This window comes from Streptomyces sp. NPDC006134 (assembly GCF_040628835.1).
Taxonomy (GTDB): domain Bacteria; phylum Actinomycetota; class Actinomycetes; order Streptomycetales; family Streptomycetaceae; genus Streptomyces.
Window position 1 is genome coordinate 125,832 of record NZ_JBEXTV010000006.1, and the last position, 22,894, is coordinate 148,725.

The following is a 22,894-nucleotide window of genomic DNA, read 5'->3' on the forward strand; positions in this document are numbered from 1 at the left end:
GGATGCACTGTCCGGCGCGGGCCAGGACTCCGGCTGGGGTCCTGGCCCCGTGGCGTTCGAGGTCGAGCCGTCCCATGAGGGTGCCGTTGACGGACTCGGTCAGGAACGGCCCCTGTTCACCGCCGTCCCTCCCACAGCCGCCGCCGTGCGGAGGCGGGGTCGTGGACCTCCTCGGCCGCGGCTTCGCCGATGCGCAGGACCGTCCGGTCCGGTGCGTACGGCCGCCATGTCCGCGCACCGTGCGGCGGGGCGGGCCGTCCCCGGTGGGCGAAGGAGATCCAGGCGGCCCTCATCTGCTCGGACAGGGCCTGAGCGCCGGGCTGCCGGTCTTCCGGCGAGGCGTCCAGGGTGCCGAAGACGAACGGCAGTTCCGCCATGTGGCAGGCGCCCAGTGCGCCGCCGGCGGCCCGGGAGGCGCGGGCGAACTCGTAGACGTAGGTGTCGGCGCCGTGCCGTGCGCGGTGCTCGGTGACACGGAGCGCGGGGATCCGGTAGCCGTGGTCGGTCATGACGTCACTGAAGACGTCCCCGGGACCGGCGCCGGCGCCCGCCGCGGCGGTGTAGACCGCGTGCGCCTCCTCCGGGGGAAGCCCGAGCCCGGTGAGGAAACCTCCGAGGGCGGTGTCGTCGATACGGCGTGTGATGCCCATGGGCACGGCGAAGAGCCTGAACTCGTCGCTCGTCGTGCCGGTCATGAGGCCGATCTCCGCACCGGCGCCCGCCGCGATGGCGTCGACGGGGCGGGCGGGCAGCGTCGCGCCGTCGACGACGGGCAGGACGGTCGTGCCGCCCCCCGCCGACTCGCCCCACTGGAAAGGCTGCGGCGAGAGAGCGATCTCCCGGCCGAGCTCGGCGTCGGCGGCGACGAGCGCCTCCGGGGGCACCGCGGCCAGAGCTTCCCGTGTGCACGGCACACCGGCGAGAGCGGCTATGCGTTCGGTGATCCGGCGGCCGACGGCGGGCGTGTGGACGTGGTGCCCGGCGCCGCTCTGGGTGATGGCCCGGCGGAAGAGCCCGCGGGCGGCGGGCATCGTCATGAGGGCGGTGACGGAGATCGCGCCGGCCGACTGCCCGAACACGGTGACGTTGTCCGGATCGCCGCCGAACGCGGCGACGTTGTCCCGCACCCATCGCAGGGCCGCGATCTGGTCCAGCAGTCCGAGGTTGGCCGTGCCGTCGGGCAGCAGGAGGAAACCCTCCGCCCCGAGCCGGTAGTTGAGCGTGACGCAGACGACCCCGTCCGCGGCGAGCCGGGAGCCGTCGTACAGGGCCAGGGAACCCGCCCCGTTGCGGAAGGCGCCTCCGTGGAGGAACACCATGACCGGCAGCCTCTCACCGGCCCGGCCGGGAGCCGGCGTCCAGACGTTGAGGTTGAGGCAGTCCTCGCCCTGCGGGCCGGCCGCCTCCAGCAGGTCCGCCATGGCCGGGCCGTACCCGGGCTGCGGAGCGGTCGCGCCGGGGACCGTGGCATCGCGCGGCCCGGACCAGGGGATGGGCGGCTGCGGCGGCCGCATCCGCAGTCTGCCGAACGGCGGCGCCGCGTACGGGACGCCCAGGAACGCGACGACGCCGTCGCCTTCCCGTCCCCGAAGCGATCCGTGGGAGACCGACACGGTGACGTCGTTCATGATGCTGCCTTTCACAACGCGGGGAGGGGAGCCGAGACCTTGCCGGAGACGAGGTGTTCCGGCGGCGGCACGTGATCTTGAGGCTATGAGACGGAGCGCTTCCGTCCAACCGATTTGCCCGGAATCGGGCAGAAGGGGAGGTGAGTTCGACGGTGCGAAGGCCGGGCGCACCCGGCCGGTCCGGTCCCGCCGCCCACCGGCCGCCGGGTACCTTCTTGACCCTCACACCGTGTCAGGCGGTCAGCTCGGAGACACTATGTTCACCATCGGAGACTTCGCCCGGCACGGCCGCGTCTCGGTCCGGATGCTGCGTCACTACGACGCGACCGGCCTGCTGCGACCGGCCCACGTCGACCCCGCCACCGGCTACCGGTACTACACCGCCGCCCAGCTCGCCCGCCTCAACCGGGTCATCGCGCTGAAGGACCTCGGCTTCACCCTCCAGCAGGTCCGGGACATCCTGGACGGGAAGATCGACGCCGGGGAGCTGCGCGGAATGCTGCGGCTGCGGCGGGCCGAGCTGGAGGCCGCCGTGGCCGCCGCGCGAGCCCGGCTGGTCCAGGTCGAGGCGAGGCTCCGAGCGATCGAGAGTGAGGGGCACATGCCCACGAACGACGTCGTCGTCAAGAGCGTCCCCGCCGTCCGGGTGGCGGAGCTGACCGCGACCGCCGCGAGTTTCGGCCCCGAGCACATCGGCCCGGTCATCGGCCCGCTCTACGACGAGCTGTTCCGGCGCCTGAGGGAGGCGGACGTCACCCCCACCGGGCCCGGTGTCGCCTTCTACGAGGACGCCCCGGAGGGGGAGGGCAGGATCACCGTCCACGCCACCGTCCAGGTCTCCGCCCCGCTCCAGGACGGCGCCTTCCGGGTCCTCGACCTGCCGGCCCTCGGCCGGGCGGCGACCATCGTGCACCACGGCTCGATGGACGCCGTACTGCCCACGGCCCAGACCCTGGCCCACTGGATCGACGCCCACGGCTACCGGTCGACCGGATACCCGCGCGAGGTCACCCTGGAGTGCCCCGAGAACCGCGACGACTGGGTGACGGAACTCCAGGCACCGGTGATCCGGGCCTGACCCGCCACCCTGCGCCGGGCGGGCCGCGTCACGCCGCCCCGGCGGGACGATGACGACCGGCCCGGAGCCCAGCCGGTCCGCCGCCGGACCGAGCGGCAGCTCCTGCAGACGGCGGCCCGCCGCCTACGCCGGCCTGCCCGGTTACGAGGACTGCGTCCTGTCCGTCGGCGCGCTGCGCGCCGACGGCGAGTCCGGCGCCTGCTTCGGCAACCACGGCCCCTGGGTACGCGTCCACACCCCCGGCGAGCGCCTCACCGGCTTCGGGACGCCGGTGCCGTACGTGTACCAGCACTCCACGTACGACGACTGCCGGTACGGCTTCCCCTACGCCTGCACCTGTGCGTACCCCCGGCACACCGGCGTCCTGAGCGAACCGGGGGAACCAGGTGTCCCCGGCGAACCGGGGGAGAGGACCGCCGGTTTCGTGGGAGGAGGGGCCGCGGGGGGAGGGAGTCCGGCGAGGGGGAACCCGGGGACGTGCTGCCGGAGGAGGAGCTGCGGCAGGCCGCCGCGATCCTCGGCCCGGTCCCGGCCGGGCTGCGGGGGACCGCCGTCGCGGCCTGCGCCCTGCACGACGTGGATGCCCGGCGGTAGGCGTAGTCGTTCCACTCGGGGATCAGCTACGCCCTGCACGACGTGGACGCCCGCGTCGCCGAGCTGACCTTCGATTCACTGGTCGACGCCCTCCCGGTGCGGAGGGCAGCGGACCCGCCGCGGATGCTGACGTTCGACGCGGACGGGGTGTCCGTCGACGTGGAGCTGACGGCCGAGGGTCTGATCGGGCAGGTGCTGCCGCCGCAGCCGGTCCGGATCGAGGCGCTCAGCGGCCCGCGGGAGCCCGCCCACCTCACGGCCGGCGACCTGGGCCGCTTCACCGGCGACGCCCCGCCGGCCGGGCCGTTCGCGCTGCGGCTGCGGCTGCGGACCGGCGGCGAGGTGGTCGTGACGGAGTGGCTGCGGGCCTGAGCCGGGAGGGCGGGAGGTGGTCGACGGTCCGGTCACCAGGTGCAGGGCAGCGTGCGCGGTCCCCGGATCATCGTCTTGCGGCGCCAGGCCACCTGTTCGGCGGGGACCGCCAGCCGCAGGCCCGGCAGCCGGTCCAGCAGCGTGCCGACGAGGAGTTCGAGCTGCATCCGGGCGAGCACGGCGCCGGTGCAGTAGTGCGGACCGTTGCCGAAGGCCAGGTGCGGGTTCGGGTCGCGGTCGGGGTCGATGAGGTCCGGGTCGGGGAAGACGTCCGGGTCCCGGTTGGCGGCCAGGTAGGAGACGTACACGGCCTCGCCCGCGCGGATGCGGTGGCCGCGCAGGTCGACGTCCTCCAGGGCGATGCGGGCCAGGCCCACCGAGGAGCGGTGCGGGATGTAGCGCAGCAGCTCGTCCAGGACGGGGCCGCGCGCCTCGGGGCGAGCGCGCATCCGTGCCGCCAGCTGCGGCCGGGTGAGCAGCAGGTACAGCATCTGCCCGCAGTTGTGGGTGACGGCCTCCCCGCCGATCTGCAGCGGCCCGGCGAGGCCGATCGCCTCCGCCTCGGCGACCTCGCCCCGTGCCACGGCGGCGCCGAGCAGGGAGTACACGTCCTCGCCGGTGGCGTCGGCGCGGGCCCGGGACCGGACGGTGTCCGTGATCCATCCGTACAGGCTGTTCTTGGCCCGCTCGGCGCCCTCGAACCCGCCGGAGGTGGAGATGATCTGCCGCGTCCAGGAGTGCACCCGCTCCCGGTCGGCGGCCGGCACCCCCATCACCTCGCTGACCACGGCGATCGGGAAGGGTTCGAGGACCCGCTCGACCAGGTCGGCCGGCGGCCCGTCCCGTACGACCCCGTCCACCAGGTCGTCGAGCAGCTCCTGCGCACGGGGCCGCAGCCGCTTCGCCGCCCCCACGGTGAACGCCCCGGCGACCGCCCGCCGCAGCCGGTTGTGGCCGGGCTGGTCGGCGAAGGCGAGCGAGCCCGGCCGCGGCTTGAAGTGGGGGGCCATCCGGGTCACCTGACGCTTCGTCACCTCCGCGCGGCTGAAGCGGGGATCGTTGGTGATCGTCTTCACGTCGTCGTGGCGGGTGGCCAGCCACGCCCAGCCCTCGCCGTGCGGCAGGCGGATGCGGGTCAGCGGGCCCTCGCGCATCAGCTCGGCGAGGAACGGGTCGAACTCCGTGCCGTCCAGATCGAGGGCGGGCCAGTCCCGCACCGGGGGCGGGGTCCGGGCGGTCGGCGTGGTGGTCTGATCCGTCATCCCCCCAGCCTCTCCGCGCCCCGGGCCGTCTGTCGCGCGGGAGTGCTCCAGCCGGTGGGCGGCCCGAGACGGCGACGGCCGGCCCAAGGTGGCGACGGCCGGCCCAAGGTGGTGCCGGTCGGCCCAAGGTGGCGACGGTCGGCTTGAGTCGGCGCCGGTCGGTTCTGAGGCGGCGCCGGTCTCGGCCCGAAACGGGGCCAGTCAGTCCGAGACGGCGACAGTCCGAGGCGGCGCCAGTCAGTCCGAGACGGCGTCGACGAGTGCCGCGAGGGCCTCGGCGAGGCGGGTGAGGCCGGGCCCTGCGGGGCCGCCCGGTTCGGTCATGTACATGTCCCGGCGGATCTCCACCATCAGCGCGCCGACCTCGGCGCGCTTGCCGTAGAAGTCCAACGGCACGTACGTCCCGGCGAACGGGCTGTCGAGCCCGGTCTCCCCGCACGGCGCGAACGCCTCCCGCGCCGCGGCGAGCAGCTCGGCCGACGTGTGGAAGGCGTCGGTGCCCAGGCAGACGGGCGGGCGCGGGCCCTCGCCGTGCAGCTCGTAGGGCAGCCGCTCGGTGGGGTAGGAGTGCACGTCGACGATCACGGCCCGTCCCGTGGCGGCGAGCCGGTCCGCCACCGCCTCGGTCATCGCCCGCGCGTACGGGTGGAAGTACCGCTCGATCAGCGGCTCCGGGTCGGTGTCCGCGTCCCGCAGGACGCCGCGGTGCGTGGTCCGGGTGTAGACGGCGCCCATCCCGACGGCCGTCATCTCCTCCCGCTCGTCCGGGAACCGCTCCGGGTCGACGACCAGCCGCGACAGCCGGTTCACGAACCGCCAGGGCGTGGTGCCGGCCAGCCCGGCCGCCACCTCGGCGAGCTCGGCCGTGTGCGCGTCGGTGATGTGGTCCAGCTCCCGCTCCAGAGCGTCGTCGCCGAGGACGATGCCGGCACGGACGTCCGGCGGTATCTCCCGTGCGGAGTGCGGAACATGGAGGATCACGGGGGAGTCCGCGGCGCCGGGCAGGAGCTCGAAGGAGGGCGGCGTGTCGGTCATGGGCTGCTCCGGGGGCATCGGCGAGGCGCCGTCGTCGGCGTACGGCAGGACCGAGGGGACAGGTCGGCGGGCGGGGAGGCGAACGTGCGGTCCGTCGTCCGGGGCACGGCTTCCTCGTGTCCCTCGCGTCCCTCGTTTTCCTTGGGTTCCTTGTGCTCGTCGTGTTCCTCGTCAGGAACGGACGCCCCGCCTCCGCCGGGGCGGAGACGGGGCGCCTGAGGGCGTCCTCGATCAGTTCAGGGACGCGGATGTCGGCTCGGCGACGTGAGCGTCAGCTCAGCGAGGCCAGCGCCTCGTTCCAGGTGGCCGACGGGCGCATGACCTCGGCGGCCTTGGCCGGGTCGGGCTGGTAGTAGCCGCCGATGTCCACCGGCTTGCCCTGGACGGCGTTCAGCTCGTCGACGATCTTCTGCTCGTTGGCGGCGAGCGTCTCGGCGAGCGGCGCGAAGGCCTTCGCCAGGTCCGCGTCGTCGGTCTGCCGGGCCAGCTCCTGCGCCCAGTACAGGGACAGGTAGAAGTGGCTGCCGCGGTTGTCGATGCCGCCGACGCGGCGGGTCGGGGACTTGTCCTCGTTGAGGAAGGTCGCCGTGGCGCGGTCGAGGGCGTCGGCGAGGACCTTGGCGCGGGCGTTGCCCGTGGCCTCGGCGTACTGCTCCAGGGACGGCACCAGGGCGAAGAACTCACCGAGGGAGTCCCAGCGCAGGTAGTTCTCCTTGACCAGCTGCTGCACGTGCTTGGGCGCGGAGCCGCCGGCACCGGTCTCGAACAGGCCGCCGCCCGCCATCAGCGGGACCACCGACAGCATCTTGGCGCTGGTGCCCAGCTCCAGGATGGGGAAGAGGTCGGTGAGGTAGTCGCGCAGCACGTTGCCGGTGACCGAGATGGTGTTCTCGCCGCGGCGGATGCGCTCCACCGACAGCTTGGTCGCCTCGACCGGGGACAGGATCTTGATGTCCAGGCCCTCGGTGTCGTGCTCCGGCAGGTACTGCTCGACCTTCTTGATCAGGTTGGCGTCGTGGGCGCGGGTGGCGTCCAGCCAGAACACCGCCGGGTCGCCGGTGGCGCGGGCGCGGGTGACGGCCAGCTTCACCCAGTCCTTGATCGGGGCGTCCTTGGTCTGGCAGGCGCGGAAGATGTCACCGGCGGAGACGGTCTGCTCGATGACGGCGGTGCCGTTCTGGTCGACCAGGCGGACGGTGCCCGTGACCGGGATCTCGAAGGTCTTGTCGTGGCTGCCGTACTCCTCGGCCTTCTGCGCCATGAGGCCGACGTTCGGGACCGAGCCCATGGTCGACGGGTCGTAGGCGCCGTGGGCGCGGCAGTCGTCGATGACGGCCTGGTACACGCCCGCGTAGGAGGAGTCCGGGATGACGGCGAGGGCGTCGTGCTCCTGGCCGTCCGGGCCCCACATGTGGCCGGAGGTGCGGATCATGGCCGGCATGGAGGCGTCGATGATGACGTCCGAGGGCACGTGCAGGTTGGTGATGCCCTTGTCGGAGTCGACCATCGCCAGCTCCGGACCCTCGGCGAGCTCGGCGTCGAAGGACGCCTTGATCTCGGCGCCCTCGGGCAGGGACTCCAGGCCCTTGTAGATGCCGCCCAGGCCGTCGTTCGGGGTAAGGCCGGCCGCGGCGAGCGTCTCGCCGTACTTCGCGAAGGTCTTCGGGAAGAAGGCGCGCACCACGTGGCCGAAGATGATCGGGTCGGAGACCTTCATCATCGTGGCCTTCAGGTGCACGGAGAACAGCACGCCCTCCTGCTTGGCGCGGGCGACCTGCGCGGCGAGGAACTCGCGCAGCGCGGCGACGCGCATCACGGAGGCGTCGACGACCTCGCCCTTCTGGACGGGCACGGACTCGCGCAGCACGGTGGTGGAGCCGTCGTCACCGACCAGCTCGATGCGCAGCGTGCCGTCCTCGGCGATGATCACGGACTTCTCGGTGGAGCGGAAGTCGTTCTCGCCCATGGTCGCCACGTTGGTCTTGGACTCGGCGGTCCAGGCGCCCATGCGGTGCGGGTGGGTCTTGGCGTAGTTCTTCACCGAGGCCGGGGCGCGGCGGTCGGAGTTGCCCTCGCGCAGGACCGGGTTGACCGCGGAGCCCTTGACCTTGTCGTAGCGGGCGCGGATCTCGCGCTCCTCGTCGGTCTTCGGGTCGTCCGGGTAGTCCGGCAGCGCGTAGCCCTGGCCCTGCAGCTCGGCGATGGCGGCCTTGAGCTGCGGGATCGACGCCGAGATGTTCGGCAGCTTGATGATGTTGGCGGCGGGCGTCTTGGCGAGCTCGCCCAGCTCCGCGAGGGCGTCCGGGATGCGCTGGTCCTCGGTGAGGTACTCCGGGAACACGGCGATGATGCGGCCGGCCAGCGAGATGTCGCGGGTCTCCACCGCGACGCCCGCCTGCGAGGCGTACGCCTGGACCACCGGCAGGAAGGAATACGTCGCCAGGGCCGGGGCCTCGTCAGTGTGCGTATAGATGATGGTCGAGTCAGTCACCGGGTGCTCCGCTCCACGTCTGCAACATTGCTCGACATCAAGATATCTCGTGATCGACGTCGTCTCGACAGGGGTCCGCGGGGAGATTCGCGGCCATTCCGCCCGGACCGGCGCCGAGGCCCTCGGCGAGGCCGTCGCCGGTGCGCTGCTGGGGGATCACCACCGCGCCCTGCTGCAGCGCCACCGTGCGGGCGGGCGCCGGGATGCGGATGCCCTCCTCGCGGTAGCGCCGGTGCAGGCGCTTGATGAACTCGTGCTTGATCCGGTACTGGTCGCTGAACTCGCCCACGCCGAGGATCACCGTGAACCCGATGCGGGAGTCGCCGAAGGTGTGGAAGCGGATCGCCGGCTCGTGCTCCGGGACGGCGCCGGTGATCTCGGTCATCACCTCGGCGACGACCTCGGCCGTCACCCGCTCCACCTGTTCCAGGTCGCTGTCGTAGGCGACCCCCACCTGGACCGTGATGGTCAGCTGCTGCTCGGGACGCATGAAGTTGGTCATGTTCGTCTTCGCCAGCTGCCCGTTCGGGATCACGACCAGGTTGTTGGACAGGTCGCGGACGGTGGTCTGCCGCCAGTTGATGTCCTCGACGTAGCCCTCCTCGCCGCTGCTGAGCCGGATGTAGTCACCGGGCTGCACGGTCTTCGAGGCCAGGATGTGGAGGCCCGCGAAGAGGTTGGCGAGCGTGTCCTGGAGGGCCAGGGCGACGGCCAGGCCGCCCACGCCCAGGGCGGTGAGCAGCGGGGCGATGGAGATGCCGAGGGTCTGCAGTACGATCAGGAAGCCGATCGCCAGCACCACGATCCGGGTGATGTTGACGAAGATCGTCGCCGAGGCCGCGACCCCGGAACGGGACTGCGCCACCGTGCGGACCAGACCGGCGATCACCCGTGCCGCCGACAGGGTCACCACGAAGATCAGCAGCACGGTCAGCGCCTGGTAGACGTTGTGCTGCACCGTCCGCGTCAGCGGCAGCGCCGCCGCGGAACCCGCCGCGCCGCCCACGACCGCGGCCCATGGGAGTACCGAGCGCAGCGCGTCCACGATGACGTCGTCGCCGCTCCAGCGGGTGCGTCCGGCGTGCTTGCCGAGCCAGCGCAGCAGCATGCGCAGCAGGAACGCCCCCAGCAGGCCCGCGGCCAGCGCGACGCCGGCCAGGATCAGGTCGTCCACGGTGAGGTCGCGCGTCACCGGTCACCTCCCGGGACCGTGAGGAGGACAGCTGTGGCGAAAGCGTTCGCCGACGGCCGGGTGTGAAGTGTCGTCACGTCGTCACCTGCTCGATTCCGGGATGTGCGATCGCGTCGGTCCGTCAGGGGGGCCGCAAGGGGGTCCGTAAAGGAGTTCGACCGACGCGACCGCTCATCCTGCCGTATGCGGGGTGGTGATCCGTACCGGACCCGGCGGGTGGTGGGAGAGGGGTGACTTGGTGGGGGCCGGGTGACTGTTGGGATCCTGTCCCTGCGGTGGGGGCCCTTTTCCTGGCCGGGGTCCTTGTCTCTGCCGGGGACCTTGTTCCTGCCGGGGTCCTTGTCTCTGCCGGGGACCTTGTTCCTGCCGGGGTCCTTGTCTCTGCCGGGGACCTTGTTCCTGCCGGGGTCCTTGTTCCTGTCGGGGCCCCTGTCCTTGCCCGAGGTCCCTGTCCTTACCCGGGGTCCCTGTCCCTGCCCGAGGTCCTTGTCCCCGCCCCCCCGGGCGGCGCCGTCAGATCGCCTTCAGCCGTACCAGTGCCCCCAGGGCCAGCGCCCCCGGCACCAGCGGCAGCCACACCGTGATGATCCGGTAGGCGAGGACCACCGCCGTCGCCACGGCCGCCGGGCCGCCCACCGCGACCAGGGCCAGCACCAGCGCCGCCTCGACGGAGCCGAGGCCGCCCGGCGTGGGCACCAGGGCCGCCGCGGCCGTCGCGGCCAGGTACGCCAGTGCCATGTGCGCGGCCGGCACCGGCAGCCCCAGCGCCCGTCCGACCAGGACCAGCCCGGCCGCCTGGAGCGCGGGGAAGGCGAGCGCCCCGCCCCACAGCGCCAGCGCCCGCGCCGGGCGTGTGTGGACCGCGCGCGCTTCACCGAGCGCCGTCCGCAGGAAGGAGAGCGCGGCCGTGCGCAGCCGCCGTACGAGGGCCAGGGCGCCCGCCGCGGCGAGCAGTACCGCTCCGGCGGCCAGGGCGAGGGGGCCGAGCGCTCCTTCGGGCAGCAGGGTGCCGAGCCGCAGGGCACCCGGGAACGCGGCCAGCAGCGCGCCCAGCAGGGCCAGCCGGCCGGCGCTCCCGGCCAGCAGGTACAGCGCGAGAGCGGCCGAGGAGCGGGCGAGCGGCAGACCGCACACCGTCATGAACCGCAGGTTCACCACGTTCGCGCCGAGGCCCGTCGGCAGCAGGTGGTTGGCGGCGCCCGCCGCGAACTGCGCGGCGAGCAGCCGTCGCCGGGGCAGCCGTTCGACGACGGCGCCCTGACGGGTGCAGGCGGCGGCGACCCAGGTCAGGCAGGTGGCCCCGGCCGCGGCCGCCAGCCAGGGCCACTCGGTGGTGCCGAGATGGCGCACGCCCTCGGTGAGCACGGACCGGTGCCGCACCGCGACCACGGCGACGAGCACCGGCGGCAGGAGGCAGAGGACGAGGCGGACCGGGACGCGACGGGGGAGGCGTGTCCGGGTGAGGCCGGGAAACTGGACTGCTGTCACATCCCGGCAGTGTGCCCGCGCCGCGCCAACGACGGGTGGCGCGGGCGGGGACGGCGGCTTACGTCCGGACAGCCGACGCTCCTCGGTCTTCTCGGTCTCTCGCCCCCTCGCCTCCTCGCCTCCTCGCCTCCTCGCCTCCTCGCCTCCTCGCCTCCTCGCCCCCTCGCCCTCTCGACCCTTCAGGCCTTCGGCCTCTCTACCCTTGACCTCAACAAAGCTTGAGGTTCTAAGTTGCTGCCATGAGCATGGAGACCACAGCCTGGACCCAGCTGCACAGCGTCATGAACGCCGAGCAGGAACGCCGTCCCCTCGCCCGCGCGACGCTGCGCCGCATCGGCGCCTTCGCCCGCCCGCACCGCCGCCGCATCACCGTGTTCGTGCTGCTCGGGGTGGCGACCGCGCTGCTCGCCGTCGCCACTCCCGTCCTGGCCGGGCAGGTCGTCGACGCGATCGTGACGGGCGGTGACGAGGGCACCGTCGTCCGCCTGGCCCTCCTGATCGCCCTCATCGCGATCGTGGAGGCGGCGCTCGGCATCCTCGCCCGCCGCCTGTCGGCCATGCTCGGGGAGGGGCTCATCCTCGATCTGCGCACCGCCGTGTTCGACCATGTGCAGCGCATGCCGGTCGCCTTCTTCACCCGCACCCGTACGGGCGCGCTCGTCTCCCGGCTCAACAACGACGTCATCGGCGCCCAGCGAGCCTTCAGCAACACCCTGTCCGGCGTGGTCAGCAACCTGGTCACGCTGCTGCTCACCCTCGCCGTCATGCTCACCCTGTCCTGGCAGATCACCCTGCTCGCGCTGGTGCTGCTCCCGGTGTTCGTGATCCCGGCCCGGCGGATGGGCAGCCGTATGGCCCGCATGCAGCGGGAGGCCGCCACGCTCAACGCCGCCATGGGGACGCGCATGACCGAGCGGTTCTCCGCGCCCGGCGCCACGCTGGTCAAACTCTTCGGGCGGCCGGAGGAGGAGTCGGCCCAGTTCGCGGTACGGGCCCGCCGGGTCGCCGACATCGGCGTGCGCACGGCGACCGCCCAGGCCACGTTCATCACCGCCCTGACCCTGGTCTCCGCCCTCGCGCTCGCGCTCGTCTACGGCCTTGGCGGCTGGTTCGCCCTGCGCGGCACCCTGGAGCCGGGCGCCGTCGTGTCGCTGGCGCTGCTCCTGACCCGCATGTACGCGCCGCTCACGGCGCTCGCAGGGGCGCGCGTGGAGGTAATGAGCGCCCTCGTCAGCTTCGAGCGCGTCTTCGAGGTGCTGGACCTCAAGCCGCTCATCGAGGACAAGCCCGACGCCCGCGAGGTCCCCGACGGGCCGGTCGCGGTCGAGTTCGAGAACGTCCGCTTCGCCTACCCGTCCGCCGACAAGGTCTCCCTGGCCTCCCTGGAGGAGGTCGCCTCCCTGGACACCCGTGGCGGGGACGAGGTCCTGCACGGCGTCTCCTTCCGCGCCGAACCCGGCCGGACGATCGCCCTCGTCGGCTCCTCCGGCGCCGGCAAGTCGACCATCGCCCAGCTGCTGCCGCGCCTGTACGACGTCGACGCGGGCGCCGTCCGCGTCGGCGGCGTCGACGTCCGCGACCTGAGCGCCCGCTCCCTGCGCGAGACCGTCGGCATGGTCACCCAGGACGGCCACCTCTTCCACGACACCGTCCGCGCCAACCTCCTGCTCGCCCGGCCCGATGCCACCGACGCCGACCTGTGGGACGCCCTGCGCCGCGCCCGCCTCGACGGGCTCGTACTCTCCCTGCCCGACGGCCTGGACACGGTGGTCGGCGAGCGCGGCTACCGTCTGTCCGGCGGCGAACGCCAGCGCATGACCATCGCCCGGCTGCTGCTGGCCCGCCAGCGGGTCGTCATCCTCGACGAGGCCACCGCCCACCTCGACAACACCTCGGAGGCCGCCGTCCAGGAGGCCCTCACCGAGGCCCTGGAGGGCAGGACGGCCGTCGTCATCGCCCACCGCCTGTCCACGGTCCGCGCCGCCGACCAGATCCTGGTCGTCGAGGCCGGACGCGTCGTCGAGCGCGGTACGCACGACGAACTCCTGGCGGCGGGCGGCCGGTACGCCGACCTGTACCGCACCCAGTTCGAACGGCAGCCGTCCGGGACGGCCCCCATGATGGCGGAGCCGGCGGCCTAGAGGATTCCCGAAGATCCGGTGGGCGGCCACGGGGCGCGGGGCGCGGAAGGGGCAGTCGCGGATGCCGTACGGCTGCCCGGCGGGGCCGGCCGTGATCCCGCGCGCCGTGCCCCGCCTCGCGCGCCGTGCCCCGCCCCGCGCGCCGTGCCCCGTCCTGCGCGCCGTGCCCCGTCCTGCACGATCACGCCCCCCGCCGGCATGCGCACCGTATGCGCACCGTCGGCACGCCTCCCCCGTCGGCACGCGCACCGCCTGACGCCGTGTCGCCCAGGTCTCCTCCCACGGCGTTGTCAGTGGTCGCCGCTATGTTCGGTCGTGTTGCGCCACGTGGCGCGGATTCCCGTATGCGGCAAAGGAGATGGTGCCTTGTCATGCCTTGAGAACCGGCGGGCCCAGGAGGACTGGGCGCAGTCGAGCACAGCGCGGGTGATACGGCCGGCCAGGCCCCGCAAGCTGGCCAAGGTGCCGTTCGTCGAACTGGCCGAGGGGCGCCTGCAGGGCGTCGTCTCCAGCGGCTCCGACATCGAGCGGGTCTACGTCTCGTCCGTCGCCGCCGGCACCTACGCCTTCGCGTGCAGCACCAACAACAACCGCCCCTGCGGCGGCGCCCGCGGCGGATTCTGCAACCACATCCGGGCTCTGGTCACCGAGGCGGTCCTGCAGTACGGAGCCGCACGCGTCGCCCGCTACCTGAAGGTCGAGACCGCGGACGGACAGCAGGACGCCCCGTCCCTCACCCAGGCCATGGCCGGCACCCGGCCGCCGCAGGCGGACGGCACGGCGGCCGCCGCCGTCTTCAGCCGGTTCCTGCGCCACCTGGCCTACCTCGAACTCGCCCCCACGAACGTGCCGTTGCCCGAGATGCAGTGGTTCCTCCCGGCCAGGGCGGTGGCCTGATGCGCGCCGACCTGCTCACCGAACCCGTCGCCGGACTCGACGAGGCCCTCGCCGCCGTCGACGCCCTGGACCGCGCCCTCGTCGGCGGCCTGCTCCGCCCCCGGCCCGAGCAGGCGGCCGGCCTGACGGAGCTCGCCCACGCCGTCACGGGCACGCCGCTCGCCGCCCAGGTCGCCGAGGCGGCCCGGAAGGCGGCGGACGGAGCGGCGGGCGAGGACCACTTCGTCGCGCTCGCCGCCGCCCGCACCGCCCTGCTCGGCGCCGCGCACGACGCGCTGACGGCCCGCGTCGAGGAAGCCACCGGCCGCACCTTCGCCGAGCCGACGACCGCGGAACCCGGCGCGCCGCAGGGCGCCAACCTGCTCGCCGCCGCCCGCTCCTGGCTGGCCGACCTGGCCCGCGCCGGATGGCAGGGCATCGACCACGACGTGGTCGCCCAGGCCGCCCCGGTCGTCTCCGCGATGCTCCCGGACCCCGCACTGCGCCGCCTGGCCACGCTCCTGGACGGCTTCGCCGCCGAACTCGCCGCCTCCTGCCCCGGCGCCACCCTGGACCACGTCCCGGCCCGCCGCTGGGGCGACCTGTGGTCGCGCGCCCTGGTCCTGACGGTGCCCGGCGCCGCGGACACGCCCGTGACCGGCACCGTCACCGGTCGGCTGCTGCCCCTCGGCATCGACCTGCACGAACACGCCACCGCCGCGCAGGCCCAGATCCACGCCGTCCTGGAACCGTCCGACGGCGGCACGCCCCGCCTGGTGCGGGCCTCCGTGTCCGCCCCGAAGCCGGACACGGTCGTCGGAGCCGGCGTCTGGCAGCTGCTGCGTCCGCACATGTCACTGCTGGCGGCGGCCGGGGAGGGCCTGTCGATGGAGCTCACCGACATGCCGGTCACCGCCGAGGACGACCTGCTCTGGGACGACGCACACGCGCGCCCGGGCGAGCCCGCCGACGCGTTCGCCACCGCCCGCGTCGCCCTGCCCACCGCCACCGCCCGCGCGGCCGCACCCCTGGACCGGCACCCCGCGCGCATCGCCGTACCGGTGTTCCTGGAGGGCTATGCAGTCCAGCGGGACGACGGCGCACTGGCGTTCACCGTCACCGGGCACCGGATCGCCGTGGACACCGACCGCATCCCGGCGGCCGGACCGCTCACGCCGGAAGCGGTCGCGGCCTCCGGCGCCTGCCTCGGCCTGCTCCGCTGGGACGCGGGGGAGTTCCGCCTCCAGCCGCTCGCCGTCGAGAAGACCGTGCGGAAGAAGACCGTCGCCCTCCACGCCGGGGCCTGGGCCGGCGGCACCACCGACAAGGCCGGCGCCAAGGCCGAGAAGGCCGCCGCCGACGCCGTGACGGTGCTGCGCGAGCGAGCCGGAAGGCTGTTGCGCGCATGACGGAGACCACGGGAAGGGAGGACATGGCCGAGCACAGGGCCGACGGCATGGCCGAGGGCGAGACCGGAGCTCCCACCGGGCCGGACCCGTACGACAATCGCAGGCAGGTCCTGTACTGGCGGCTGCTGGCCCGCCTGTTCGATCCCGAGGAGCAGGCGGCGCTGGAGTCGGCGAGCCTGGCCGTCGTCGAGGACATCGGCCTGCCGCCCGCGCTGCTGGACCCGCAGGCATCCGTCGACGCGATCGTGCAGCGCCACCCGGAGCTGGCCGCCGAGTTCGACGGTCTGATGACCCCCGCGCCCGACGAGGACGGCCGTGACCGCGCGGCCGAGGTGCGGCGCGCGGCCCTGGTGTCGAAGGTGCTGCTCAACGTCTTCGGCCCGGTCTCCGGCAGGGTCACCGCCGGGCAGTTGAGCCGCTGGCAGTCCGACGCGGGCTGGCTGGAGCGGGCGCTCGGCTGCACGCCGGGTGAACTGCGGGGCGGCCGGCCCGGAGGAGCGGCCGGAGGGACAGGTGGGACAGGAGCGGCCGGATCGCCCGGCCGGGGCGTCAGCCCGACCGGCACCGGTGGCCGCGGCGCCACGCCCGACCTGGGCACGCTGATCCCGGCCATCGGCCCCGACCTGGGCGCCATCGAGGCCGGCCTCGTCAGCCGGATGCGGCTGCGCGAGGTCCTCGCCGACCCCCACCTCGCCGCGCGGCTGACGCCGAGCATGTCCCTGATCGAGCAGCTGCTGCGCGACAAGAACAACCTGTCCGGCGTCGCCTTGGCCAACGCCAAGGCCCTGATCCGCCGCTTCGTCGACGAGGTCGCCCAGGTGCTGCGCACCCAGGTGGAGAAGAGCACGGTCGGCGCCCTGGACCGGTCCGTGCCGCCCAAGCGGGTGTTCCGCAACCTCGACCTGGACCGCACGATCTGGAAGAACCTCACCAACTGGGACCCGGAAGGGGAACGGCTCTACGTCGACCGGCTCTACTACCGTCACACCGCCCGCAAGACCACGCCCCAGCGGCTGATCGTCGTCGTCGACCAGTCCGGCTCGATGGTCGACTCCATGGTGAACTGCACCATCCTGGCGTCGATCTTCGCCGGGCTGCCGAAGGTGGACGTCCACCTCATCGCGTACGACACCCAGGCCCTGGACCTGACGCCATGGGTGCACGACCCCTTCGAGACGCTGCTGCGCACCAACCTGGGCGGCGGCACCGACGGCACGGCCGCCATGGCGCTCGCCCGGCCGAAGATCGCCGAGCCCCGCAACACCGTCGTGGTGTGGATCTCCGACTTCTACGAGTGGCAGACCGAGCCGCTGTTCGAGTCGATGGCGAACCTGCACCGCTCCGGCGTCAAGTTCATCCCCGTCGGCTCGGTCACCAGCGCCGGCCGCGGCAGCGTCAACCCGTGGTTCCGGGAGCGCTTCAAGGACCTCGGCACCCCGGTGATCTCCGGTCACATCCGCAAGCTCGTCCACGAGCTCAAGACGTTCCTCGCCTGAGCCGTCCAGGACATCCAAGACGCTCGAGCCGCCCACACGCTCGAGCCGCCCACACGCTCGAGCCGTCCGGACGGTCAGGCCGTCCAAGACGCTCAAGTCACCCAAGACGTCCAAGAAAGGCCCCTTCTCATGTCCGACCTGCTGCGCGCCCCCGCCGAGATCAAGTACGCCGAGGAACTGGACTGGCTGGAGTCCGTCGACGACAGCCCCAAGCCGTTCTCCTGGCGGCTGTCGCCGAAGATGGTCCGCCTGTTCATCCTGGGCTCCGAGCGGGCCGACGGCCTGGACCGGGAGATCTCCCAGAAGTGGTTCGGCGACCGGAGCTTCGTCGAGCGCTCCATCGTCACCCTCGCCTCCGACCGCGGCCTGCTGCTCATCGGCGACCCGGGCACCGGCAAGAGCTGGCTGGCCGAGCTGCTCGCCGCCGCCATCTGCCGCAACTCCACCCTCGTCGTGCAGGGCACGGCCGGCACGACCGAGGACCACATCAAGTACTCCTGGAACGTGTCCATGGTGATCGCCAAGGGGCAGTCGCGGGAGTCGATGATCCCCTCCCCGATCATGACCGCGATGGAGACCGGCGCCATCGGCCGCTTCGAGGAACTCACCCGCTCCACCAGCGACGTCCAGGACGCGCTCATCTCGATCCTGTCGGAGAAGTACATCTCCGTCCCCGAACTCGACAGCGACAACAGCGACAACATCGTCTTCGCCAAGCCCGGCTTCTCGATCATCGCCACCGCCAACAGCCGCGACCGCGGCGTCAACGACCTGTCCTCGGCCCTCAAGCGCCGCTTCAACTTCGTCCGCATCCCGGTCGTGAGCAACAAGAAGAGCGAGGCGGAGATCGTCCGCTTCCGCACCGAGGAACTGCTGCGCCGGCACCGGATAGAGCTCGACGTGCCGCCCACGCTGCTGGACGTGCTGCTGCGGAGCTTCGCCGACCTGCGCGCCTCGGCCGCCTCCGCCGCGAGCGACGACGAGAAGCTGGAGTCCGCGCTGTCCACCGCCGAGCAGATCGGCGTGCTGGAGGACGCGATCCTGCACAGCAACTTCTTCGGCGAGCGCACGCTGACCGCCCGCACCCTCGCCTCCTCGCTGGTCGGTTCGCTGGCCCGCCGCGCACCGGAGGACCTCGCCATCCTCAACAAGTACCTGCACGGCGTCGTCGAGCCGCGCAGCAAGGACGTGGGCGGGCCCTGGCCGGAGTTCCTCGAGGGCGGCCGCGACGCGATCGCCACCCTGTCGTGACCGCCCGACAGGAAGACGCGCAGGAAGTGACCCGGAAACAGGAAGTGACACAGCAACCGGAAGAGACACGGCAACAGGAAGTGTCACAGCGACAGGAAATGACACGGAAAGTCGTGACGCAGGAGGACGAGCGGGAAGGGACGTTCACCGCGCTGCGCACACAGCTCCAGGAAGCCGCCGAGACGTTCGCCGGCGGGCCCGACGCGCTCCAGGACATCCTCCTCGGCCTCGTCGACGACGTCGACCGCGCGCTGCGCGAACCCCTGGAGATCTTCCCGGTCTGCCACCACTCCCCGGCATCCGCGCTCGCCATGGCGCGGCGCCTGCGGGAGAAGCGGCCCAAGGTGGTGTACCTGGAGCTGTGCGAGGACATGGCACCGCTCCTGACCGAGCTGCGCAACTGCAAGCTCCCCGTGGCCCTCCAGGCGTTCGCCACCGACGTCAAGGGCTTCCCGGCCGACTGGTCGCCCCTGTCGGTGGTCGCGCCGATCACCGAGGCGTCCGCCGAGTACCAGGCGATCGCCTACGCCCTGGAGACGCCCGGCGTCGACCTCGTCCTCGTCGACCGCTCCTCCGACCACGTCTTCCAGTGGGACGCGGCCGGCCCCGCAGCCGCGGAACCCGCCGGCCCGGACGCACCGCCGGCCGAGGAGGAGGCCGCCCTGCACGGCGACGCGGTCGGCGTCGACCTGGGCGACCTGAGGCCCCGCTTCGCCGAACTGGAGGAACACCTGCTGCGCCACGGCCGGGTGCGGCACTGGTCGGAGTGGTGGCACCAGTACGTGGAGCTGCCGCTCGGCGACAGCGACCACGACACCTACCGGCAGGTCATGTTCCTGATCGGCAGCCTGTTCCGCCGCCTCGCACCCGGCGACCCGCACCGGGTGCGGGTGGACGAGGACCGCGAGCGGTACATGTGGACCCGGATGCGCGAGCACCTCGCCGCGACCGGCACCGACCCCGCCGACTGCCTCTACGTGTGCGGCGCGTTCCACGCGGCCAGCCGCGTCGCCGAGTTCGGCGTGCACGGCTGCGACACCTTCGAGATCAGCCCGCCCAGCGGCAGCACCTGGCAGCACGGCCTGATCCCCTCCAGCCACGCGGCGATCGAGGCGCAGTTCGGCCTCGCCGCGGGCTCCGTGTCGATCGCCGCGACCACCTGGGCCAAGCAGCTCCGGCGCAGCGGAGTCCGGCCGTTCCGGCTTGCGGGCCAGGCGGGCACCGAGAAGACCGGCCGCGGAGGAGCAGCACCGCCGCCGGCCCGGCCGGCCGCCCCGCCCGCCGACAAGCTGACCGGCTTCCTGCGGCAGCCGCCCGCCCTGGACCGCCTCGACGAGGCCGAACTCCTCGGCTGGTCGGTGGAGATCGTGCGCGCCGCGCGCCGCAACGGCTACCTCGCCTCCACCGCCGACGCCATCGCCGTGTTCGAGACGTCGATCCTGCTGGCCGGCCTGCGCGACCGGGCCAAGCCGACGCCGTACGACTTCCAGGACGCGGCCGTCACCTGCATCGAGAAGGACACCGTGCCCGGCCGGCGCGACGTGCGGCGGCTCGTGGAGATCATGATGGGCGGCGACCGGATCGGCCGGGTCGGCTACGACGCGCTGCCCCCGCTCGCCCGGGACGTGTACGACCGGCTCGCGCCGCTGAACCTGAAACTCCAGCAGCGCGGCGTCCGGCGGGCGTTGCTCGACATCGCCTCCCGGCCGGAACTGGAGCGGTGCTCGGACACGCTGTGGATCCTGCGGTACCTGCTGCCGCAGGGCGCCGCCCGGCCGATCATGGGCGAGCGGCGGCTCGGGGAGCGGCCCATCCAGGAGTCGTGGGACCTCGCCCTGGGCACCCACCAGCGGGCCCTCATCGAACTCGGCTACGAGGGCGTCAGCATCGAGCAGGTCCTGGAGCAGCGCCTGCGCCGCACGGCCTACGACCCCCGGGCGAGGGCGGCGACCGTCCTGGCGGCCGTCGAGGACGCGACGCTGTACCTGCGCAGCCGGCGCCTCGCCGACGAACTGGGCACCCGGGCCCTGGAAGTCCTGGCGGGCGAACGCAGCGTCGACGGCGCGCCGGAGGTACTGCGCCGGGTCCGCCGGCTGCTGGCGTACTACCGCACCAGCGAACCCCGCCTGCCCGCGTGGATCGAGTCCTTCGCCAAGACGGGATACGCCCACTACTGCACCCTGCTGCCGACGGCGTTCACCGACGAGGACGCCACCGTGCGCCAGGTCGCGGCGATGCTGGGCTTCCTGTTCAGCATGGAGAGCCTGGCCCTCTCCCTGGGCTGCGACCGCAACCAGCTGGAGCTGGCGGTCGCCCAGTCGCACCCGACGGACCCGGCGAAGACGGCACTGCTGTGGGCGGCCCAGGTCCAGCTCGGCCGCCTGTCCCGGACCGGCCTGCGCCGAAAGTGCGACGGCCTGCTGGCCAACCCGCTCGTCGTGCCGTCCTACCCCCGCTACCTCAGCGGCTTCGTGCACGCGCTGGAACCGGTGCCGGGCCTGTCGGACGTCGTGGTGGCAGCCGTGTCGAACGCCTTCGCCCGGCTGCCGGACCAGGTCCTGCTGCCCTGGCTGCCGACGCTGATCACCACCCTGCGGTCCGGCGCCGCGGACCTGGCACCGCTCCTCGTCCGCGAGGCCGGCCGCATCTTCCCCGGCAGGCTCGCCGCGCTCGACGCGTGGGTGCCGCCGTGGCGGGACCGGCAGCCCGTGGACGCCGCCCCGCCGGTGCCACGCCCCGCCGCCGTCCGAGGCGCCGCGCTCCTCGCCGCGCATCCCACGGCGTGCGACGCGCTGGCCGGACTGCTGGGCTGCGAGGGAACGTGGGAGCCGGTGGACACCGGCCCGCAGGGCGCGGCCCTGCTCGGCCGCCACCCGGACACGGCGACGGCACTGGGGGCGCTGCTGGCCACACTCCGTCCGGGCGGGGCGGAATCCGGCCGGACGGTGCGGAGCGGGTCCTGACCGGGCGGTGTGGGGCAGGTCCCGGCCAGGCGGGCGGGGCCCGCGCCCTCCACTCTCCCGTCACCGGGCGGGTGGGGACCGGGGCACAGGGCCGTGCCGGACGGAGCCGCAGGCCGGACCGCGGGCATCACCCCGGACCGCAGGCATCGCCCCGGGCCGCGGGACGCGCAGCCCTGGAGGACGTGCGAGGTCCCGGGACGACACACAAGAGTGTACGTTCGTACGCTCGACCTATAGGCTCACGTCTCATGACCGTTGACGTTCTCCGCCGGCCGGCGACGGCCGAGCGGCAGGCCCGCGCGGCCGTCGCCGTACTGTTCTTCACGAACGGGGCCCTGTTCGCCAACCTCCTGCCGAGATATCCGCAGATCAAGGAAGACCTCGGCATCGGGAACGCCGCCTACGGGCTGGCCGTCGCGGCGTTCCCGACGGGCGCCCTCGTGGCCGGCCTGGCGGCAGGTGTCCTCATCCGCCGGCTGGGCTCGGCCCGCGTGGCGGTGGCCTGCACGCTGCTCACGGCCGCCGGGATCCTCGTCGCGGGCCTGGCGGACTCGGTCGTGGTGTTCGCGGCGGCACTGTTCCTGGCCGGGGCGATGGACGCGATCACCGATGTCGCGCAGAACGCCCACGGCCTGCGGGTGCAGCGCCGCTACGGACGCTCCATCATCAACTCCTTCCACGCCATCTGGTCCATCGGCGCCGTCACCGGGGGCTCCATGGCCGCCGGCGCGATCGCGCTCGGCCTCTCCCGGGGGCAGCACCTGCTGGCCTCGGCGGTGGTGTTCTCGATCGCCGCCTGCGCAGCCCTGCGGTTCTGCCTGCCCGGACCCGACGACGAGCCGGTCACGGGGGAAAGCGGACCGGTCACGGGGGAAAACGGACCGGTCGCGGGGGACAGCGATCCGGTCACGGGGGAAAGCGGACCGGTCGCGGGGGACAGCGATCCGGCCTCGGGGGAAACGGGTGCCGAAGACCGGGAACCGCGGCGGGAGGAGCGCCCGGCGGCCCCTCGGCGCACCGGATACCTGCTGGCCGCGCTCGTCCTCATCGCCACCGCCGGCACGCTCGTCGAGGACGCCGGGAACTCCTGGGCCGCGCTCTACCTCTCCGGCACGCTGCACGCCTCGGTGACGCTGGCGGCCTCCGGCTACATCGCCCTCGTGGGCGCCCAGTTCGTCGGCCGTCTCCTCGGCGACCGGCTCGTCGACCGGTTCGGCCAGCGCGCGGTGGCCCGCGCCGGCGGCCTCGTCGTCGCGGCCGGCATGGGCCTGGCGCTGGCCGTGCCCACGGTCCCCGGGACGATCCTCGGTTTCGCCGCGGCCGGACTGGGGGTGGCGACGCTGGTTCCCGCGGCGATGCACGAAGCCGACGAACTGCCCGGCCTCAAGCCCGGATCCGGACTGACCGTCGTCTCCTGGCTCATGCGCCTCGGCTTCCTGCTCTCCCCGCCGGCCGTCGGGCTCGTCGCCGACGCGACCACCCTCCGGCTGGGCCTGCTGGTGGTCCCCCTGGCCGGCGCCCTCGTGATCCTGCTCGCCGGAGTACTCCGGACCCGACGGCGGTGAACCCCGCCCGGCGAACCCGGCCCCTGCGCGCCCCGGCGCCGCGGGACGACACG

14 protein-coding genes and 2 pseudogenes are annotated in these 22,894 nt (G+C 73.3%); 10 read left to right on the forward strand and 6 right to left on the reverse strand.

The genetic code is table 11. The annotated features are described in order from the left end of the window. Positions 1–116 precede the first annotated feature (116 nt). Complete coding sequence (locus ABZ340_RS06050; RefSeq protein WP_358780531.1) at positions 117–1,628, reverse strand: carboxylesterase family protein; 1,512 nt, start codon at positions 1,626–1,628, stop codon at positions 117–119. A 256-nt stretch (positions 1,629–1,884) separates the two neighbouring features. Between ABZ340_RS06050 and ABZ340_RS06055 the strand changes: the two genes are divergently transcribed. The 3 genes and pseudogenes from ABZ340_RS06055 to ABZ340_RS06065 all read left to right on the forward strand — a co-directional run bounded on the left by ABZ340_RS06055 (position 1,885) and on the right by ABZ340_RS06065 (position 3,672). Continuing rightward, positions 1,885–2,706, forward strand: a complete 822-nt coding sequence (locus tag ABZ340_RS06055; RefSeq protein ID WP_358780532.1) for a MerR family transcriptional regulator — start codon at positions 1,885–1,887, stop codon at positions 2,704–2,706. A gap of 76 nt (positions 2,707–2,782) precedes the next feature. Then, positions 2,783–3,085 (forward strand): annotated as a pseudogene (locus ABZ340_RS06060) (peptidase S8); the annotation flags it as partial. Positions 3,086–3,183: 98 nt separating this feature from the next. Next, a pseudogene (locus ABZ340_RS06065) lies at positions 3,184–3,672 on the forward strand (hypothetical protein). Positions 3,673–3,704: 32 nt separating this feature from the next. Here ABZ340_RS06065 and ABZ340_RS06070 read toward each other — a convergent pair. From ABZ340_RS06070 to ABZ340_RS06090, 5 genes are all read right to left on the reverse strand, one after another. Continuing rightward, on the reverse strand, positions 3,705–4,934 hold the full coding sequence (locus ABZ340_RS06070) for a cytochrome P450 (protein ID WP_358780533.1): 1,230 nt from the start codon (positions 4,932–4,934) through the stop codon (positions 3,705–3,707). Between the two features lie 237 nt (positions 4,935–5,171). Then, the gene (locus ABZ340_RS06075) at positions 5,172–5,969 is read right to left on the reverse strand and encodes an N-formylglutamate amidohydrolase (protein ID WP_358780534.1); all 798 of its coding nucleotides are present in this window, start codon (positions 5,967–5,969) and stop codon (positions 5,172–5,174) included. Between the two features lie 271 nt (positions 5,970–6,240). Next, positions 6,241–8,460, reverse strand: coding sequence for an NADP-dependent isocitrate dehydrogenase (locus tag ABZ340_RS06080; protein WP_358780535.1), 2,220 nt, complete (start codon positions 8,458–8,460; stop codon positions 6,241–6,243). Between the two features lie 37 nt (positions 8,461–8,497). Next, positions 8,498–9,652: a mechanosensitive ion channel family protein gene (locus ABZ340_RS06085; protein ID WP_358780536.1), complete on the reverse strand. Its 1,155-nt coding sequence runs from the start codon at positions 9,650–9,652 to the stop codon at positions 8,498–8,500. Positions 9,653–10,165: 513 nt separating this feature from the next. Next, positions 10,166–11,041 (reverse strand): lysylphosphatidylglycerol synthase domain-containing protein, encoded by an 876-nt coding sequence (locus tag ABZ340_RS06090; RefSeq protein WP_358780560.1) that lies wholly within the window; start codon positions 11,039–11,041, stop codon positions 10,166–10,168. Positions 11,042–11,385: 344 nt separating this feature from the next. On the opposite strand from ABZ340_RS06090, the gene ABZ340_RS06095 reads away from it, so the two are divergent. The 7 genes from ABZ340_RS06095 to ABZ340_RS06125 all read left to right on the forward strand — a co-directional run bounded on the left by ABZ340_RS06095 (position 11,386) and on the right by ABZ340_RS06125 (position 22,841). Next, on the forward strand, positions 11,386–13,281 hold the full coding sequence (locus tag ABZ340_RS06095) for an ABC transporter ATP-binding protein (protein ID WP_358780561.1): 1,896 nt from the start codon (positions 11,386–11,388) through the stop codon (positions 13,279–13,281). Positions 13,282–13,707: 426 nt separating this feature from the next. Then, the gene (locus tag ABZ340_RS06100) at positions 13,708–14,178 is read left to right on the forward strand and encodes a hypothetical protein (RefSeq protein WP_358780562.1); all 471 of its coding nucleotides are present in this window, start codon (positions 13,708–13,710) and stop codon (positions 14,176–14,178) included. Next, the gene (locus tag ABZ340_RS06105) at positions 14,148–15,566 is read left to right on the forward strand and encodes a hypothetical protein (RefSeq protein WP_358780537.1); all 1,419 of its coding nucleotides are present in this window, start codon (positions 14,148–14,150) and stop codon (positions 15,564–15,566) included. Before ABZ340_RS06100 ends, ABZ340_RS06105 begins: the two co-directional genes overlap by 31 nt. Positions 15,567–15,613: 47 nt before the next feature. Next, on the forward strand, positions 15,614–17,062 hold the full coding sequence (locus ABZ340_RS06110; RefSeq protein WP_358780563.1) for a VWA domain-containing protein: 1,449 nt from the start codon (positions 15,614–15,616) through the stop codon (positions 17,060–17,062). A gap of 129 nt (positions 17,063–17,191) precedes the next feature. Then, on the forward strand, positions 17,192–18,313 hold the full coding sequence (locus ABZ340_RS06115; RefSeq protein ID WP_358780538.1) for an AAA family ATPase: 1,122 nt from the start codon (positions 17,192–17,194) through the stop codon (positions 18,311–18,313). Between the two features lie 98 nt (positions 18,314–18,411). Beyond that, complete coding sequence (locus ABZ340_RS06120) at positions 18,412–21,276, forward strand: hypothetical protein (protein ID WP_358780539.1); 2,865 nt, start codon at positions 18,412–18,414, stop codon at positions 21,274–21,276. Positions 21,277–21,524: 248 nt separating this feature from the next. Then, positions 21,525–22,841, forward strand: a complete 1,317-nt coding sequence (locus tag ABZ340_RS06125) for an MFS transporter (RefSeq protein WP_358780540.1) — start codon at positions 21,525–21,527, stop codon at positions 22,839–22,841. Positions 22,842–22,894 lie beyond the last annotated feature (53 nt).

Excerpts from the sequence above, each read along its gene's own strand:
- ABZ340_RS06050 (WP_358780531.1), bottom strand. The coding sequence starts at position 1,628 with ATGAACGACGTCACCGTGTCGGTCTCCCACGGATCGCTTCGGGGACGG.
- ABZ340_RS06055 (WP_358780532.1), top strand. The coding sequence starts at position 1,885 with ATGTTCACCATCGGAGACTTCGCCCGGCACGGCCGCGTCTCGGTCCGG.
- ABZ340_RS06070 (WP_358780533.1), bottom strand. The coding sequence starts at position 4,934 with ATGACGGATCAGACCACCACGCCGACCGCCCGGACCCCGCCCCCGGTG.
- ABZ340_RS06075 (WP_358780534.1), bottom strand. The coding sequence starts at position 5,969 with ATGACCGACACGCCGCCCTCCTTCGAGCTCCTGCCCGGCGCCGCGGAC.
- ABZ340_RS06095 (WP_358780561.1), top strand. The coding sequence starts at position 11,386 with ATGGAGACCACAGCCTGGACCCAGCTGCACAGCGTCATGAACGCCGAG.
- ABZ340_RS06110 (WP_358780563.1), top strand. The coding sequence starts at position 15,614 with ATGGCCGAGGGCGAGACCGGAGCTCCCACCGGGCCGGACCCGTACGAC.
- ABZ340_RS06115 (WP_358780538.1), top strand. The coding sequence starts at position 17,192 with ATGTCCGACCTGCTGCGCGCCCCCGCCGAGATCAAGTACGCCGAGGAA.
- ABZ340_RS06120 (WP_358780539.1), top strand. The coding sequence starts at position 18,412 with ATGACACGGAAAGTCGTGACGCAGGAGGACGAGCGGGAAGGGACGTTC.
- ABZ340_RS06125 (WP_358780540.1), top strand. The coding sequence starts at position 21,525 with ATGACCGTTGACGTTCTCCGCCGGCCGGCGACGGCCGAGCGGCAGGCC.